13 protein-coding genes and 1 pseudogene are annotated in these 17,576 nt (G+C 57.5%); 8 read left to right on the top strand and 6 right to left on the bottom strand.

Annotated elements, in window-relative coordinates; translation table 11 throughout:
- Window positions 1–2 precede the first annotated feature (2 nt).
- The 4 genes from ACR0NE_RS03290 to ACR0NE_RS03275 are packed head-to-tail and all read right to left on the bottom strand — an operon-like array spanning window position 3 to window position 3,494.
- Complete coding sequence (locus ACR0NE_RS03290) at window positions 3–1,145, bottom strand: saccharopine dehydrogenase C-terminal domain-containing protein (RefSeq protein ID WP_170598440.1); 1,143 nt, start codon at window positions 1,143–1,145, stop codon at window positions 3–5.
- 3 nt (window positions 1,146–1,148) lie between these two features.
- Window positions 1,149–2,204 (bottom strand): saccharopine dehydrogenase, encoded by a 1,056-nt coding sequence (locus ACR0NE_RS03285; protein ID WP_170598443.1) that lies wholly within the window; start codon window positions 2,202–2,204, stop codon window positions 1,149–1,151.
- 14 nt (window positions 2,205–2,218) lie between these two features.
- Window positions 2,219–2,833, bottom strand: a complete 615-nt coding sequence (locus ACR0NE_RS03280; protein ID WP_170426208.1) for a glutathione S-transferase family protein — start codon at window positions 2,831–2,833, stop codon at window positions 2,219–2,221.
- Between the two features lie 10 nt (window positions 2,834–2,843).
- On the bottom strand, window positions 2,844–3,494 hold the full coding sequence (locus tag ACR0NE_RS03275) for a histidine phosphatase family protein (protein WP_170513888.1): 651 nt from the start codon (window positions 3,492–3,494) through the stop codon (window positions 2,844–2,846).
- 129 nt (window positions 3,495–3,623) lie between these two features.
- Here ACR0NE_RS03275 and ACR0NE_RS03270 point away from each other — a divergent pair, with 129 nt between their 5' ends.
- The 7 genes from ACR0NE_RS03270 (at window position 3,624) to ACR0NE_RS03240 (ending at window position 13,233) form a co-directional block, all read left to right on the top strand.
- Window positions 3,624–4,811 carry a Zn-dependent hydrolase gene (locus ACR0NE_RS03270; RefSeq protein ID WP_170598446.1) on the top strand — a complete coding sequence of 396 codons (1,188 nt, stop codon included), beginning with the start codon at window positions 3,624–3,626 and terminating at the stop codon, window positions 4,809–4,811.
- Between the two features lie 291 nt (window positions 4,812–5,102).
- Window positions 5,103–6,200 (top strand): glycine cleavage system aminomethyltransferase GcvT, encoded by a 1,098-nt coding sequence (gcvT, locus tag ACR0NE_RS03265; RefSeq protein ID WP_480459533.1) that lies wholly within the window; start codon window positions 5,103–5,105, stop codon window positions 6,198–6,200.
- A gap of 17 nt (window positions 6,201–6,217) precedes the next feature.
- A complete protein-coding gene (gene gcvH / locus ACR0NE_RS03260) occupies window positions 6,218–6,583 on the top strand; it encodes a glycine cleavage system protein GcvH (protein ID WP_170393732.1) in 366 nt (121 codons plus the stop codon).
- 111 nt (window positions 6,584–6,694) lie between these two features.
- On the top strand, window positions 6,695–9,550 hold the full coding sequence (gene gcvP / locus ACR0NE_RS03255; RefSeq protein WP_170596853.1) for an aminomethyl-transferring glycine dehydrogenase: 2,856 nt from the start codon (window positions 6,695–6,697) through the stop codon (window positions 9,548–9,550).
- Between the two features lie 96 nt (window positions 9,551–9,646).
- On the top strand, window positions 9,647–10,642 hold the full coding sequence (locus ACR0NE_RS03250; protein WP_170596135.1) for a helix-turn-helix domain-containing protein: 996 nt from the start codon (window positions 9,647–9,649) through the stop codon (window positions 10,640–10,642).
- A gap of 317 nt (window positions 10,643–10,959) precedes the next feature.
- Window positions 10,960–11,976 (top strand): GlxA family transcriptional regulator, encoded by a 1,017-nt coding sequence (locus ACR0NE_RS03245; protein WP_170394570.1) that lies wholly within the window; start codon window positions 10,960–10,962, stop codon window positions 11,974–11,976.
- A 108-nt stretch (window positions 11,977–12,084) separates the two neighbouring features.
- A complete protein-coding gene (locus tag ACR0NE_RS03240) occupies window positions 12,085–13,233 on the top strand; it encodes an amidohydrolase (RefSeq protein WP_170511639.1) in 1,149 nt (382 codons plus the stop codon).
- An 89-nt stretch (window positions 13,234–13,322) separates the two neighbouring features.
- On the opposite strand, the gene ACR0NE_RS03235 is transcribed toward ACR0NE_RS03240, so the two are convergent.
- Window positions 13,323–15,302 carry a bifunctional 2',3'-cyclic-nucleotide 2'-phosphodiesterase/3'-nucleotidase gene (locus ACR0NE_RS03235; RefSeq protein WP_170511637.1) on the bottom strand — a complete coding sequence of 660 codons (1,980 nt, stop codon included), beginning with the start codon at window positions 15,300–15,302 and terminating at the stop codon, window positions 13,323–13,325.
- 244 nt (window positions 15,303–15,546) lie between these two features.
- Window positions 15,547–15,660 (bottom strand): annotated as a pseudogene (locus tag ACR0NE_RS03230) (IS5/IS1182 family transposase); the annotation flags it as partial.
- Window positions 15,661–16,030: 370 nt separating this feature from the next.
- Between ACR0NE_RS03230 and ACR0NE_RS03225 the strand changes: the two are divergent.
- Window positions 16,031–17,347 carry a nucleotide sugar dehydrogenase gene (locus ACR0NE_RS03225; RefSeq protein WP_170596137.1) on the top strand — a complete coding sequence of 439 codons (1,317 nt, stop codon included), beginning with the start codon at window positions 16,031–16,033 and terminating at the stop codon, window positions 17,345–17,347.
- The last annotated feature ends 229 nt before the right edge of the window (window positions 17,348–17,576 follow it).

Here is a 17,576-nt window from a genome sequence, read left to right as displayed (position 1 = left end):
ATTTAGGCCGTGTGGTCCACGATCTGCAGGTGCTGCGCCAGCGTGTCGATCTCGCGCATCCAGTCCTGCACCAGCTTCGGGTCGCTGGGTGCAGCGTGAACTCCTGCGGGAATAGCGCGGTTCAGCACGGCCTCGACGGCCAGTGAAACCGGGATCGAAACCAACCGCGCCATCGCCGTCCCGCGCGCGTTGCCCCAGGCATCCATGACATAGGTTTTGTGCCAAACTTCAACGCCGTCCTTTTCCGCCTTTAGGCCCACACATAAAACCACGCGGTCAGGCTCGCCCTCGTCATAGGCGTTCTCGGCCCAGAACTGATCCGACATCTCTTTCAAGCGCGCATCGCCTTCGGGGCCGGACAGCGTTTCGATTTCGGTGAACACATCCGACCAAGCCTCAGCCCAGCCGTTCAGGCGCAAGGTGCCACGGACAAATTCCTTGACCGGCCAGTGATCCTCGAACTGGTACTCGGCCTTGAAGGGGATCGAGTCGCGGTTCGGGTAGACTTCGAAGCTTTCCGGAGTGGGCAGCGGTGCGATGTAGCTGGTGATCGCGTCCCAAGGTCGGGCGACATCCAGCGGCGCGTAGTCCCGGATTGACTTGGAAGGAGAGCGCAGCGCTTTGAGCACACCCAGAGGTGACCAGCTGAATTTGTAGCGGAACGGGTTGGGATTCTTGGGAACGCCTCCGCAATAAGAGATAAAGCTCAGGTGGTTTTGCGGATCAAACGCGTCCGAGGCGCGGTAATCGGCAACCAGCGCATGCGCCATCAGATGGTCGATGCCCGGGTCCAACCCAACTTCGTTAACCAGCGCTACTCCGGCCTCGCGGGCCTTGCTGTCCAGCGCGCGCATCTCAGGTGCGATATATGAGGAAGAGACAAAGTTGGCTTCTTTCGTGATTGCCAACTCTGCCAAAGGTACATGCCAGTCACCAGGCAGCATCGATACGATGACGTCACCTTTTCCCAGCACCTCACCCAACGCATCGATGTCGAAGGCGCGGATGTCGTCGGTGAGGTCACCAACCTCTGTCTTGGCCTTCTCAATGGTCCGGTTCCAGACAGTGACTTTGTGCCCGCCTTCAATAAGACGGCGCAGGCCGGGGATGGCCGACAGGCCGGTGCCGCACCAGTGAATCGTCATCGCTCAGATCCCTTCAATATGAGTTTTGTAAGTTGCTTCTGCCCGGCCCCAGACGCCGCTATCCAGATCGGTGAGGGTCAACAACGACGGAAGTAGTTGCGCCGCGTAGTCCTCGGAACTTTCGACAGGCAGCATCGACGGCAGGTTGTCGATCGCCATAACATCCATCACCGGATCGGTGGCCACGCGCAAGGCGGGGGCATCCCATGTGGTCGCGCGGTCATAGACCGGCACCGGGTTGTAATCGCTATCCGGGTCGCAGGCCACATCGCCGATAGCTGTAAGGTTCCGCGAGGTGGTCAGCGCTGACCGTGGGACAAAGACCGGTGTGCCGGGACGAGCGAAGATACAGTTCAGGAACAGGTCGTGATCGAGGATTTCTGGGAATGGTCCGCCGCGGGCGGTTTCGGCCATGTCCCACTTGGTAACGCTGACGCCCATTGCCTCGCAGAGATCAGCCGCGCCTGTGCCAACACGGCCCAACGCACCGATGACGATGGCGCGGGGACGGTCGGCGCCGGTGGAGTCCAGCTCGGCCAGCAATTCGGCGTTCAACGTGTCTTTGTTCTTATAAACACCAACCGGCGGGCATTCTTCATTTCGTTGCTGGGCCGCCCATGTCTTGAGCGTCACGGCAGCCCCCGCGTACCCAGCCCAATAGCCGAAAGCGGCAACCCGGCGGCCGTTTTCCTCGACCAGATACTCCAGATCATAAAGTGTGCCGCCGCCAGCCTTGAACCGCTGCAAAAGCGCGCGTCCTGAATGTTGCCCCTTATAGGCATGGCCGAACATGATATGGCGGTGGGGCAGGGGCGTGCCGTCCTCGGGCAGCTCCTTGAGGCCAAAGATGATCGCGTCCAGCGGGGCATTGGGCCAGGAATTCTCAGCCGCGATTTCACAGCCCGCGTCCTTGTAGCCATCAATTGCAATGGCGCGGACGGAACTTTCCTCGACTGTCACGCGGATGCCTGCCGCGATCAACGCGGCAGTGCCTTCGGGGGTCAGCCCGACCCGTTCCTCGTTCGGGCGCTGTTCTGCCCGGACCCAGAGATGTGTCATTCCAATTCCTTTTGTCAGAGCATACCGGCAGCGCGTACCGCCTGTACCGAGGGACGCGCCTCCATCGCTTCGCGGAAGGCGATGATCTTTGGAAAGGCCGAGACGTCAACACCGTCGCCCTCCAGCCAGCTGCAAACCACGTACAGGTACGCGTCGGCCAGCGAGAACGCCTCGCCCAAAACAAACGGCCCACGCAACCCGTTCGACGAGATATATGCGCAGGACTCAGTCATGTTTTGCGCGACTTTGTCCTTCATGTCTTTCCAGCTGGATTTCTTGTCTGCCCAACGGGGCCCGCGCATCTTGTGGGCATGGTTCACATGCATGGTCGAGGCGAGATAAAACATCACCTCTCGCATCCGCGCCGCCATAACCGAATCTGATGGCACCAATCCCGCCTCGGGCGCTTTAGCGGCAATGTATTCCAACAACGCTCCGGTTTCGGTCAGAATGCCGCCATCCACAACCAGTGCCGGGACCCGACCTTTTGGATTGATCTGCTTATAGGCGGGTTTGGTTTGCTCACCTCCGGCAAAGTCCAGTTGGATGGCCTCATACTCAAGCCCGGCCTCTTCCAGCGCAATTGCCACGGCGACCGAGATTGTGCGGGGGGCATAATAAAGTTGCATTGTAGCCTCCTTACAGATGGGTCTGCGCGAACTGACGGTCTGGCGCTTCCAGATGGGGCACTGCGTTGAACAGAACCGGACTTAGCTGCGCGCCAATCGGGTGCAGACGATGCATCGACGTGTTCATGATGGCAAGCGCCACCCGCGCCATCGATGGGATATCCAAGCCCATCGCCTGCCGCACCACCATCGAGATCAGCCCGCCCGAGGTCACGACTATTGCCGGACCGCCTTCGGTACCTATCTCTCGCAGAGCATCGCGAACGCGAGTCTCGAACTCTTCAAAGGATTCCGGCGTATCTTCGATCTCGCCCCGGGACCAGGCGGCAAAGGTGCGGGGCAAGTGCTCGACAAAGCCTTCGCGGTCGGTTGGTATTTCAACCCCGTGCTGCTGTTGGAATAACTGGGCGAGGGTGAAATACTCGATCTCATTCAGCCGCGCATCCCGAGTTGGCTGCGGCAGCCCCATGCTAGCCGCAGTTTCCACGTGCCGGTTGAGTGTGCCGCAATAAACCCGAGGGTAATGCAGGCGGGTATCGCGCAAATGCGCGCCCAGCCAACGGGCCTGTTGGTGACCCAGTTCGCTCAGCCGGTCATAGCTCAGCTCATCCCGTGCGGTTGTGTTGGCCTGCCCGTGGCGCACTAATGTGATATGTGACATGATGATCCCTCTTGCGTTGACGTCTTAGGGCAGGTTCGGGGCCGGGACCAGAGGGCTTTCACGCGGGCCCGAAAAAACTCCTATATCAGGCGAAGTTTACCGCTATGGTCACCCCGACAAGGAGGACCCATGGCTGTCGATCACACACGGTTTCTGACCGATCTACACACGCTGCGTTCATTCGGGGCTTCGGGCGTCGGCAAGGGCGTCATCCGTCCCGCCTATTCCGAAGCTGACATCGCCGCGCGCCAGTGGCTCGCCGCGCGCATGGCCGAGGCTGGGCTGACCCCGCATGTCGATCCGGTTGGAAACATGTTCGGGTTGGCCGAAGGCCGATCATTGCTGATGGGCACGCATTCCGACAGCCAGCCCGAGGGCGGTTGGCTGGACGGAGCGCTGGGCGTCATTGCGGCACTGGAAATCGCGCGCTCCAGTGACCGACCCATCTCGGTCGTCAGTTTTCAGGACGAAGAGGGGCGGTTCGGCGTCACCACCGGATCGGCGGTCTGGTCAGGTGGATTATCTTTGGAACAGGCGGACGTGCTGATTGATGGCTCAGGCGTCACCTTTGGCAGCGCGCGGGCTGAAATGGCAAAGAAGTCGCAAGGCTTTGTTGATCCTGCTCGGTTCAGCGGTTTCATCGAAATGCACATCGAACAGGGCCCAGCACTGGATGCAGCCGGTGAACAGATCGGCGTTGTCACCGATATCGTCGGCATCCGCGATATGGTCATCACCTTCCAAGGCCAGCAAAACCATGCTGGAACCACGCCAATGCATTTGCGACGTGACGCGTTTCAGGCCCTGTCGCTGTTCAACACGCGCCTCAATAACCGGTTCCGTAATGTGGTCACGCCGCAAACCGTCTGGACCATCGGGCGTGTTGATGTTCACCCCAATGCGTCCTCTATCGTGCCGGGACGGGTGCGGTTTTCGATGCAATGGCGCGACGGCGATCCTGAGCGTCTGGTGCGTATGGAAGACATCATTCGCGCGACCGCACAGCAGATTGCCGAAGAGCAGGGCGTAACACTAACCTACGGCCCGATGCTGGGGTTAGAGCCCGTCAGCATGGACCCGGTTTTGCGCGGTGCGCTGGAAAGCGGCGCGCAGGCCATTGCGCCTGGGCGTTGGCGCAATATGCCATCCGGAGCGCTCCACGATGCCACCAATGTCTCGCGCCTGATGCCGGTTGCGATGCTCTTTGTCCCGTCGATTGACGGAATCAGCCACGATTTTGCCGAAGACACAGCCGAAGAGGATTTGGTTGCAGGTCTCAGGGTGCTTGATCGCGCAGTTCATTCCCTTGAGGAATGAAGGTAAGTTGAAGACCATTTCATGATTTTCCACGCGAAACCAAGTTACTATCGGGGATGTCCACCAGCTATGGGCGGGTGCTCGGCACAGTTTTACCGACTCCGAACAAGGAGTGTTGCCTAACGGAAAAAAGTTTCCTATAGGAACATTATTGATGCATGCACCCGTATACTGTTCTGCCGTAATCGAGGCGATCCGCTGAAATCCTGGGCTGAATCGTTGCAATCTGTGCAGCTTGGGTCAGACTGACAGGAACGTTTCTGGGTAACTGATACAAAGCAGGTGGCCACCATGACTTCATCCTTAAAACGCACGCCTCTTCACGCTTTGCATGTTGAGTTGGGGGGTAAGTTGGTTGATTTTGCGGGTTGGGAGATGCCTGTTCAGTATCCGTTGGGGATTATGGGGGAGCATAAGCAGTGCCGTGAGAAGGCGGCGGTGTTTGATGTGAGCCATATGGGTCAGGTGATTTTGCGGGGTGAGAATGTGGGTGAGAAGCTGGAAGCGCTTTGCCCGCAGGCTTATGCGACGCTGAAGGAAGGCAAGGCGCGGTACGGGTTTTTCACCAATGCCGAAGGCGGGATCATGGATGACCTGATCGTGTCGAATGCGGGCGATCATTACTTTGTGGTGGTGAACGCGGCGCTGCGGCATCAGGACATTCCGCATATGCGTGAGCACCTCGAAGGCGTCGAAGTGATCGAGATTTTCGACCGTGCGCTGGTGGCCGTTCAGGGCCCTGCGGCGGAAAACGTTGTGGGCGAACTGTGCCCCGCCGCGCGGGATCTGAAGTTCATGGAAACCACCGTGGCGGATATCAACGGCGTCGAATGCCGTATCTCGCGGCTGGGCTATACCGGCGAGGATGGCTACGAGATTTCGATCCCCGAGGACAAGGCGATTGAGATCACCAAAGCCTTCCTGGCGCATGAGGATTGCGAAGCGGCCGGTCTGGGCGCGCGCGACAGCCTGCGGCTGGAGGCAGGTCTGTGCCTTTATGGCAATGACATCGACCAGAGCACCTCGCCGATCGAGGCCTCGCTGGCTTGGGCGATCCAGAAACGCCGCAAGGAAGAGGGCGGCTTTCCGGGGGCGGACCGCGTGCAAAAGGAACTGGCCGAAGGTCCCGCCAAAAAGCTGGTGGGCATCAAGCCCGAAGGCCGTGCGCCAGCGCGTCAGGGCGTGGAAGTGCAGTGCCTTGAGGGCAACAGCATCGGTCAGATCACCTCGGGCGTGTTTGGCCCCACGGTGGGTGGACCGGTGGCGATGGGCTATGTGAGCAAAGGCCATGGCGAGCCGGGCGAGAAGGTGAACCTGATCATCCGGGGCAAGCCGCAACCGGCTGAGATCGTGGCGCTGCCCTTCGTCAAACAGAATTACAAGCGTTGAAGTCAGGAGAGAGAGACATGGCAACCTATTATTCCGAAGAGCATGAATGGCTGAGCGTTGACGGCGACACCGCCACGCTGGGCATCACCAAACACGCCGCCGAGCAGTTGGGTGACGTGGTGTTCGTGGAACAGCAGGAAGCAGGCGACGAGTTCGAAAAAGGCGGCGAGATCGGCGTGATTGAATCCGTCAAGGCGGCGTCCGAGCTTTACGCACCGGTCGACGGCGAGATCACCGAGGTGAACGAGGCACTGGCCGACAATCCCGGCGCGCTGAACGAAGACCCCGAAGGCGAGGCCTGGATCTACAAGATCAAGATCGCGGACGCCTCGCAGCTCGAAGACCTGATGGACGAGGCCGGCTACAAGGCCTTCATCGGTTAACTCAGGCGGCGGGTCCGTGCGCGGCCCCGCCCCTTCATCTGTTTCCAAATACTTCCGCCGGAGGCTCCTGCCGTCTCCGCCGGGCCTGACCTATCCTTGAGGAGCGCACACATGGCCTTCAAACTGACCGATTACGAAGCCTATGACTTCGCCAACCGCCGCCATATCGGGCCCAGCCCGACCGAGATGCGCGACATGCTCAAGGTGATCGGCTTCAAGACGCTGGACGAGCTGATCGACGCCACCGTCCCGCCCGCGATCCGGCAGAAAGAGCCGCTGGACTGGGGTCCGGCGATGACCGAGCGCGATGCGCTCTTTCACATGAAAGAGGTGGCGAGCAAGAACAAGGTTCTGACCTCGCTGATCGGTCAGGGCTATTATGGCACCACCACGCCGGCGCCGATCCTGCGCAACATTCTGGAGAACCCGGCCTGGTACACGGCCTACACGCCTTATCAGCCCGAGATCAGCCAGGGCCGACTTGAGGCGCTGTTGAACTTCCAGACCATGGTCAGCGACCTGACCGGGCTGGACGTGGCCAACGCGTCCTTGCTGGACGAAGCGACTGCTGCGGCGGAAGCCATGGCGATGGCCAAGCGCGGTGGCCGGTCCAAGGCCAACAACGCAGCCTTCTTTGTCGACAAGAACTGCCACCCGCAGACCATCGCGGTGATTAAAACGCGCGCCGAGCCTCTGGGCATCGAGGTGCAGGTGGCTGATCCGGACACGCTGGATGCGGGCGCGGTCTTTGGCGCCATCTTCCAGTACCCCGGCACCCATGGCCATGTGCGCGACTTCACCGCTGAGATTGCGGCCCTGCATGAACACAAGGCGATTGCCATCGTCGCCGCCGATATCCTGTCGCTGGCGCTGCTGAAGTCGCCCGGCGAGATGGGCGCGGATATCGCCATCGGCTCGACCCAGCGCTTTGGTGTGCCGATGGGCTATGGTGGCCCGCACGCCGCGTATATGGCGACCACCGACAAGCTGAAGCGCTCGATGCCGGGCCGGATCATCGGTGTCAGCATCGACAGCCGGGGCAACAAGGCTTACCGCCTGGCACTGCAGACCCGCGAACAGCACATCCGGCGTGAGAAAGCCAACTCGAACGTTTGCACCGCGCAGGCGCTGCTGGCGGTGATTGCCTCGATGTATGCCGTGTATCACGGCCCCGACGGCATCAAGGCCATCGCGCAATCGGTGCACCGCAAGACCTCGCGTTTGGCCGCCGGTCTGGAAGAGGCAGGCTTTGCTGTGGAGCCGGAAGTGTTCTTCGACACGATCACGGTTGAGGTTGGCCATCTGCAGAAAACGGTCATGGAGGCCGCTGTGGCCCGGGGCGTCAACCTGCGTAAGGTCGGCGACACGAAAGTGGGCATCAGCCTGGACGAACAGACCCGCCCCGAGACCATCGAGGCGGTCTGGGGGGCCTTCGGCATCGACCGCAAGGATGACAGCTCGAACGTGGCCTATCGCCTGCCGGATTACGCGCTGCGCGAAAGCGAGTACCTAACCCACCCGATCTTCCACAAGAACCGGGCCGAGGCCGAGATCACGCGCTACATGCGCCGTCTGGCCGACCGCGACCTGGCGCTGGACCGGGCGATGATCCCGCTGGGCTCGTGCACCATGAAGCTGAACGCCACGATCGAGATGATCCCGGTCACCTGGCCCGAGTTCGGCAACCTGCACCCGTTCTGCCCCGAAGATCAGGCGCAGGGCTATCATGAGATGATCGATGATCTGAACGACAAGTTGTGCCAGATCACCGGCTATGACGCGATCAGCCAGCAGCCCAACTCGGGCGCGCAGGGTGAGTACGCAGGCCTCTTGACCATCCGCAACTATCACTTCGCCCGGGGCGAAGGGCAGCGCAATGTCTGCCTGATCCCGACCTCGGCGCATGGGACCAACCCGGCCTCGGCCCAGATGGTGGGCTGGCAGGTTGTGCCGGTGCAGGCGGATGAGAATGGCAACATTGATCTGAATGACTTCCGCGCCAAGGCCGAAAAGCACTCGGACCATCTGGCCGCCTGCATGATCACCTACCCCTCGACCCATGGCGTGTTCGAGACCACCGTGCAGGAGGTCTGCCAGATCACTCATGATCACGGCGGTCAGGTCTATATCGACGGCGCCAACATGAACGCCATGGTCGGCCTGTCGCGTCCCGGAGACATCGGCGGTGACGTCAGCCACCTGAACCTGCACAAGACCTTCTGCATCCCCCATGGCGGCGGCGGCCCCGGCATGGGTCCGATCGGCGTCAAAGCGCATCTGACCGAGCATCTGCCCGGCCACCCGGAATACGGCACTGCCGTGGGTCCGGTCTCGGCGGCGCCCTTTGGGTCTCCGTCCATCCTGCCGGTTAGCTGGGCCTATGTGCTGCTTATGGGCGGCGCGGGTCTGACGCAGGCGACCAAGGTGGCGATCCTGAACGCCAACTACATCGCGGCGCGGCTCAAGGATGCCTACCCGATCCTCTACACCTCGGAAACGGGTCGCGTGGCGCATGAATGCATCCTCGACACCCGCCCGCTGGACGAGGCGGCCCATGTCAGCGTCGATGACATTGCCAAACGTCTGGTGGACAGCGGCTTCCACGCGCCCACCATGTCCTGGCCGGTGGCCGGCACCCTGATGGTCGAGCCCACGGAATCGGAACCCATGGACGAGCTGGACCGCTTCTGCGACGCCATGCTGTCCATCCGCTCCGAGGCACAGGACATCATCGACGGCAAGATCGACGCGGAAAACAACCCGCTGAAAAACGCCCCCCACACGGTGCGCGATCTGGTCGGCGACTGGGACCGCCCCTACACCCGTGAACAGGCCTGCTTCCCCCCGGGCTCCATGGGCGTCGACAAATACTGGTCCCCCGTCAACCGCGTCGACAACGCATACGGCGACAGAAACCTCATCTGCACATGCCCGCCAATGACCGAATACATGGACGCAGCAGAGTAAACCTCAATCAATAAACCCCCGCCAACTGGCGGGGGTTTCAATCCGAATTCGGGAACGACTGCTCGCGGCCGAAGTGCTAAAGAAGGTGGAGGAGAAATGAAGCATTATGTCCCTGTAAATGACCATGCGCATTTGACCGAAACCACGTTGGCAAGATCCAAACGAGATCATCAGATCGAGATCATTCTTTGCGAGGGCGGAGCGGAAGCATCGGCAGATATGCTGGTTGATTTCTATCGTGCCCTGAATGAACTGAACGAAGGCCATACATACATTACAAATATCCGCACCATTGCCGACGGTGCTGCGGGCGGACCCTTGCACTGGGCCGGGCGAACCGCGATTTTCTGGGGGGATATCTATAAAAGCTGGCCTCTGACACCGTCGGACAAAACCTGGATCGCCCAAGTATTGAACCTGTCCTACCGATCAATTCTCGTTGGCGGTGCAGTGTTTCTTCTCGCCCAGACTAGTCGCGCAACCAAGCGGATTGCATCGGTTCACCCCAACTTTTCTGCCGCAGCGCAAGAGGTTGGACTGATCGACGTCGGTTCGGGTACATACTGGTCCTCGGATAGCCGCACCCATAGCGCATCAACCAGATTGGGCACGTTGCGTTTGTTGTCCGATTTTGTTGCCTTTGATCACGGCGAGCATCTGGCCGAGTCAGTACGCAGCTATATCGGGTTGGCCGACAGGCAAACTACATGCGCAAGCCAACTGGCAGCTCGATTGATCAGACGTTCAAAAGCCGACCCAATGGTGCGACAGGTTGTTGAAAAGATGCAGAACAATCTGGAGGATCCGCTTAGGATACCGGAACTTGCGATGGCGCTTGGTACATCAACGCGCCAGTTACAGCGGCGGTTTCTGGACAGAACGGGTGTGAAACTGCTGACAACGTATCGGGAACTTCGCCTAGAACGGGCCTATGGCCTGCTTCAATTTACCGAGATGACCTATCTTGAAGTGGCGACCGCTACGGGCTTTTCTTCCACAAGTGCATTGGTGCGTGCGTTCCGGGATCACTATGATGCATCGCCCGAAAGTGTACGAAATCGGCGATTTGCAGGCAAAACTCAGGCTGTTTAGCTTGATCGTGTGAATCGACAGCGCAGTCGAATGCGGTTGATACCGCACTGGGCCTGACCTTTTGGCATTCACCATTCATGAGGTTGACGACAGATACGATTGTTAGTCCAGTTAACAATGCTTTGCCACCGGCCCAAATATTGGCCCGGCTAAATCCTCAGTTGCCGTCTTTCAGACAGGCTCGCAGCTACGCGCTGGCTAATTGTTGTCGTGGGACCTCTCGCTTGTGATCTGCGAAGTTGATACGCTGGTGTTTCGATCGATGCGATTTTGTACGGGTCGGTTATCCATCCAGGTCCGCACTGGGAAAAGAGAGCATGAAACCTAGGAATTTCGTTCCGAAAGGGGCTGCGACGTTCGACATCGATTATGACGGATCATCCAACGAGATCTATTTTCTGTTGCTGCCGAAACTCACCATGCTTGCCTTTAGCGCAGCGGTTGAACCGCTGAGGATCGCCAATCAGGTCACCAACAAAGAGCTCTACAAGTGGTTTCTGATCTCCGAGGATGGGAACCCTGTTCGATGCTCCAATGGAGTCGAAATAGCAGCTGACTTGGCTCTGCATAATTTGCCGCGATCATCCAGATTGTTTGTGTGTTCAGGGATCGAACCATCGGAAAGCATTAATTCAACGATCCTTTCGTGGATCAGCCGTCAGAAAGCGTTTGGCTGCAAGCTTGGTGGAATTTGTACCGGCGCATTTACGCTGGCCAAGGCAGGTATGCTGACCGGCAAGAGGTTCACACTGCATTGGGAAAACCAACCCGCCTTTGTTGAACACTTCGAACACCTGACACCATCGGCTAACCTGTATGAGATTGACAATGATCTGATGACCTGCGGTGGAGGTAACGCGGCAACCGACATGGTACTGGACATGATTGAAACCGACTTCGGAAAGGATCTGGCCATTATCGTCTCGGACATGTGCATCCACTCACGATCCAACAATCAAAAAACGCTCCAGAAATCCGCGTTTTCTGTCGCGTTGGGTAGCCGAAACCAATACCTGATCAACGCCATCCAGATCATGCATGAGAATCTGGAAGAGCCTCTGGATATCTCTGAGATCGCCAAGATCGTTCAGATTTCTCGCCGACAGTTGGAGCGGCTGTTTCAAAAATATGTCGAGGTTTCCCCGGTACAATTCTACATCGAGTTGCGTGTGGCGCGCGCTTACGCGTTGCTAAGCGAAACAGAAATGACCGTTGCTGAAATTGCGGCCGCCACGGGTTTTGGCAGCGCGACCCAACTGACAGTTCGGTTCAAGAAACGATACGGCGCAGCGCCGACTTCATTCAGGCGGGGCTGGTCGGGACAGAACGATTGAGAGATGCCGTGCCGGTGGACCCGTCTGCCATCGTACTCTACCAATCAGGGCTAGAGTCTGAGTTCGCCCCGCTCGGATAGCACCTGTAATCTGGGAACATTAACCGCCATGGAATTGAACCAAACCGAACTGCGCCAACTTAGGCGGTCATTCCACAGACACCCCGAATTGGGCTTCAATGAAACGAAAACCAAAGCCAAAGTTGCGGCGCTGCTGCGTCAATACGGGCTTGAAGTTCATGAAGGCGTGGGCGTAGTGGGTATCCTCAGGGCCGGTCAAGGCAACCGCGCGATCGGATTACGCGCAGATATGGACGCGCTACCCATTCAGGAAGCCAGCGATCATGATTACGTGTCGCAAAATCCCGGCATTATGCACGCCTGTGGCCATGATGGTCACATGACGATGCTGTTGGGCGCAGCAAAGACTTTGTCCTCGGATCCCGGTTTCAGCGGCACGGTGGTGTTCCTGTTTCAACCGAATGAAGAGCTTGGCCTTGGGGCTAAAGCAATGCTGGACGAGAATGTCTTGACGCGATTTCCAATCGAAGAAGTCTACGCCATACATAACCTGCCTGGGGCACCCGTCGGGCAGATGTCGACCCGAACCGGTTTAATATGCACATCAGAAAGCCTTTTCGAAATTACGATCAATGGACAAGGCGGCCATGCATCCATGCCGCAGTCTGGACGTGATGCGCTAACCGTTGGGTCAGAAATCGTTCTGGCGCTTCAGACAATTGTCGCGCGCAAGCTGGCCCCGGGCGCCGGGGCGGTTGTGTCAGTGACCGAGTTTCTGACCGACGGGCAGCGCAACGTTCTACCTGGAACTGCAACGCTAAAGGGTGATGCGCGGGCTCGCAGCCCTGAAGATCGAAATATGATTGAAGAACACATGCGCAAGATTGCGCATGGCATCGCATCCGCGCATGGCGTCGAAGTCCAAGTGGATTTCAAAACCGAATTCATCGAAACAGTCAACGCACCGATCCCGACCGAGGCTGCCATCCGCGTCGCGCAGCTATCCGGGCTGGACACACTTCCCAATCGTCAACCGATGAGCTTTTCAGAGGATTTCGCGCATTTTTGCAAAGCCGTACCCGGCTGCTTTATCCTATTGGGCAACGGTGAATCCGGCTCCAACGGTCAACCGCTGCATTCGAACGACTACGACTTCAACGATGCGTTACTGCCGATCGGCGCGGAATACTGGGCAAATCTCGTGCGCGATAGGCTTCCGCTTCAAGATGAAGACTGAACGGTGCCCAGCGACATAGCACCTTCGAACGGCCGTCAGATGAATGATCTAAGACGGCCGCTCACACTATAATTTGGACCTTACCCTTGCTAGAGCCTGATGCGGAATGCCGCAAACCCATCAGCGCCTTCACCGGCGTCCTCGATGGTGACGCCTTTGACTTCGCCCATGTAGTCGCGCGCTTTTGGACCAGTTTCAAACAACACGGTGGTGTCAGAAAGCGGCGCAAACGACCAGTTTGCATCGGCCTTGGGATCGATTGTTCCTTGCTCGACGATATACCGCACGATCACGTCGCGGTTGGTGTCAGGGGCTTCGAACACGACGGTATCACCCATTGCGCCCGGGAAAGAGCCGCCGCCCGAAGCACGATAGTTGTTGGTGGCAATGATGAACTCCATGTCATCCGTGACCGCCTCACCGTTGAAGGCCAAATCTACGATACGGGCTGCATCCGGGTTGATCTCTTCCCCCTTGGGTCCAAAGCGCGACGGTTGCGATAAGTCGATCTGGTAGGTCACACCGTCCATCACGTCGAAATTGTAAGACGGGAAGTCCGGGTTTAGCAAAATCGCATCCTCGGATCCCGCCTCGATCTGGTTGAACATACCCGCCGAGCGTTCCAACCAACCCCGAACCTGTGCACCGTTCACCCGCACCGCGCGCACGGTATTGGGATACAGGTAAAGATCAGCCACGTTTTTGATCGCAACATCGCCCACCGGAACATCTGTGTAATAGTCCGGGCCGCCGCGACCCCCGGCCTTGAACGGCGCTGCAGCCGATAGAATGGGCAGACCCTCATGTTCGGTGCCCTTCATCATCTCTTCGACGTACCATTTCTGCGCGATCGAGACGATTTGCACCGATGGGTCATCCGCAACTAACGCGAAGTAGCTGTGCAGCGGAGCCGAAGTCTTGCCGACCGCACGGCGTACATAGGCCAGTGTTTCGTCATGGTCTTTCGCGACCGAGTCCAGCACCTTCTGATCGTCGCCAACAAGTGCTGTGATTGAACGATCTTCGTTGCGCTTTGAAATCGGGCGCGCCTCAGACGTTGTCGTCACAACCCGCCATTCGTTCCCGTCGCGCTCAAGCAGCAGGTCCAGCAGGCCAAGATGTGACCCCCAAAATCCGCCCATGACCGCCGGTTTGCCCATCAAGGTCCCCTTGTCGACATCAATGCCGGGACGATCAGCAAAGGTAGCGGACGGGAATACGAGGTGATTGTGCCCGGTCACCAGCGCGTCGATGCCATCGACCCCTGCCAAAACGACTGAAGCATTTTCCATTCCATCAGCGTGATCCGCATCCCCAATGCCGGAATGCGACAGGGCGATGACCAGGTCGCAACCCTGCTCTTGCATCTCGGGGACGTAAGCCTGCGCAGTTTCGACAATGTCACGCGCCTGCACGTTGCCTTCCAGATGCTTGCGATCCCAGTTCATGATCTGAGGCGGAGTAAATCCGATGACACCAACCTTGATCGGATGCTTGCTGCCATCCCCCATTTCAATCTCACGCTCAAGGATGGCATAGGGCTTCACCAGAGTCGTATCATCGCGGGGGGACGCCCCAGTCTCTTTTGCAACATTGGCCAGAACCACGGGGAATTCTGCACCAGCAAGCGCTTTTTCAAGGAAATCTAGGCCATAGTTGAACTCGTGATTGCCCAAAGTGGCAGCGTCATAACCAACAGTATTGAAGGCAGTGATGATCGGATGGCTGTCGCCTTCTTTCATGCCACGCTCATAGGCGATGTAATCGCCCATCGGATTGCCTTGCAGAAAATCTCCATTATCGACGAGCAGCGAATTTGTCGCCTCGGAACGAATCTCATTGATGATCGAAGCGGTCCGCGACAGCCCGACAGTATCGCGCGGTTTGTCCGCATAGTAATCGTATGGGAACACGTGAACATGGATGTCAGTGGTTTCCATGATCCTCAGATGCGCCTGATTGTTGGCCGCCGCCGCCGAAAAGGGATGCAAGGTGATGGCAGCAGCGCTGGCGGTCGTAGTGGCAAGAAACTGACGGCGCGAAATCAAACTACGATTGGAATAGGACATAAGGCACCTCTCAGGTTTGTGGATCGACGCGTGTTCTGGATGCTTTTCACAACAAGGGTATGACAGTGAAGATCTTTGCATCAAACATGTCGAACTTGGGGGTAGGATCCTAAAAGCCTATTGTATTGAATTGCACAGTCCAAGCCACTTTACGCACCAAAGGCGATTGCAGTGAACTGCCCGCATCGTCAGGCCTTCCAACCGATGGATGGCGGTTCCCGCGAGAGCGATGGCTGAGAGACAGACAGCGGTCAAAGCGCGTCGCAACGCGCATTAGACCCTTGAGCCTGCCGGACATGATCTCGACGCGGTTTTGCCGTCTGTACCGACGCTTGTCATATTTGACCGGGGTCTTGCGCGGACCATAATCGGCAGGAGCGGCACGTCTGCGCATATCATTGTGAATGAAAAAGACTATTTCTCTCAGTACACACCTATCGTCGAACCGGGGCTTTCTAGGCGACTTCGGGATGAAGGGTCTAGGCGTGCTATCTGCGCGTCAGCCAGCCGATGAACTCAATCATGATTTCAGTTCAATTTTCCAATCGGGAAAAAAGTGAAAGCTGCAAGTCAATGGCTTCCGAACTTGACGAAGTTACAATGGCCAAAACTGTTTGCAAAGCAAATACCCATTGCCTTTTCCACCAAAGCAACTAGTAGAGACGCGACTTCGTATTCGGGCCCCCTCTGACTTTCCTGCGCAGACTTAGATAATGAGCGATTTTGTCATGACACAGACATCACTGGACAACCTGCTACACAAACTTAATGCGAAGCAGGCTGTGATCGGGATTGTTGGACTGGGATATGTCGGTCAACCCCTGGCCCTCAGATATACCGAAATTGGATACCGGGTCATTGGCTTCGATCTGGATGCCACAAAGGTGCAGGACTTAAACTCCGGTCACAGTTCGATTGAGCATATCGACGATGCCCGCATCACAGCGGCACGGGAAAATGGGTTCGAGGCTACCACGGATTTTTCGCGTATCGCTGAGGCGGATGGCATTATGCTTTGCGTGCCAACGCCACTCAACAAATATCGCGAGCCAGATCTGAGCTTTGTCACCGACACGTGCGATCAGATAGCAGATCATTTGCGTCCGGGTCAGGTTATTGCGCTGGAAAGCACAACTTATCCAGGCACAACCAAAGAAGAAGTTTTGCCTCGGCTTGAGAAGAACGGCCTCAAGGTCGGCGAGGATATTTTTGCGGTCTACTCACCTGAACGGGAAGACCCAGCCAACCCGGATTTTACCACCAATACCATTCCAAAGGTTGTCGGCGGGCATACAGGCGCCTGCCTGAAAGCGGGTATCGCGCTTTATGAACACGCAATTGATAAACTCGTACCAGTCAGCTCGACTGAAACTGCCGAGATGACAAAGCTTCTGGAAAATATCCACCGGGCGGTAAACATTGGCCTCGTGAACGAGATGAAAATCGTTGCTGACCGCATGGGGATCGATATTTTTGAGGTCATCGACGCGGCCGCGACCAAACCCTTCGGGTTCACGCCTTACTATCCGGGTCCGGGACTTGGAGGGCACTGCATCCCTATCGATCCATTTTACCTGACCTGGAAAGCACGTGAATACGGCATCAACACACGCTTCATCGAATTGGCCGGTGAAGTGAACACGGCGATGCCGGAATATGTGTTTGGCAAACTCGCCAATGCGCTGAATGATCGCAGCAAAGCGATTCGTGGCAGTAAAATTATGGTTTTGGGCATCGCGTACAAAAAAAATGTCGACGACATGCGTGAGAGCCCTTCTGTCAGCTTGATGGAGCTGATCCGAGACAATGGCGGAGACCTCAGCTACTCGGACCCCCATGTGCCCGAGTTTCCCACGATGCGGGAACACTTCTTCGAATTGTCATCTGAGACCCTTACCCCTGAGGTTCTGTCGGAGCAGGATGCAGTTATTCTGGCTACCAATCACGATGCCTTTGATTATGAGTTGATCAAAAAACACTCGAAACTCCTCATTGACACCCGCGGTAAATACCGTACCTCTGAGCAAAATATTGTTCGTGCTTAAATGAAATCGTGACCGGCTTTGCCGAGCAGGGCAGGAACACCTGGCGGATGGTACTTAGGAACGGCTGTCGCTCGTATGACCGCTTACGCGGGACCAAAACTCTGAATGGTTTGACGGTGTCCTAAGCGCTGGATGAATGCGCTGAGTATTGGACCCGCAAGGCAAAAATGTCGGCACTTTCCTGCCATTCCAATCAATTCATAGGTACGAACACCGCCTAAACAACTGG

Source organism: Ruegeria sp. C9, assembly GCF_056537585.1.
This window is presented reverse-complemented; position numbering and strand designations above follow the sequence as displayed.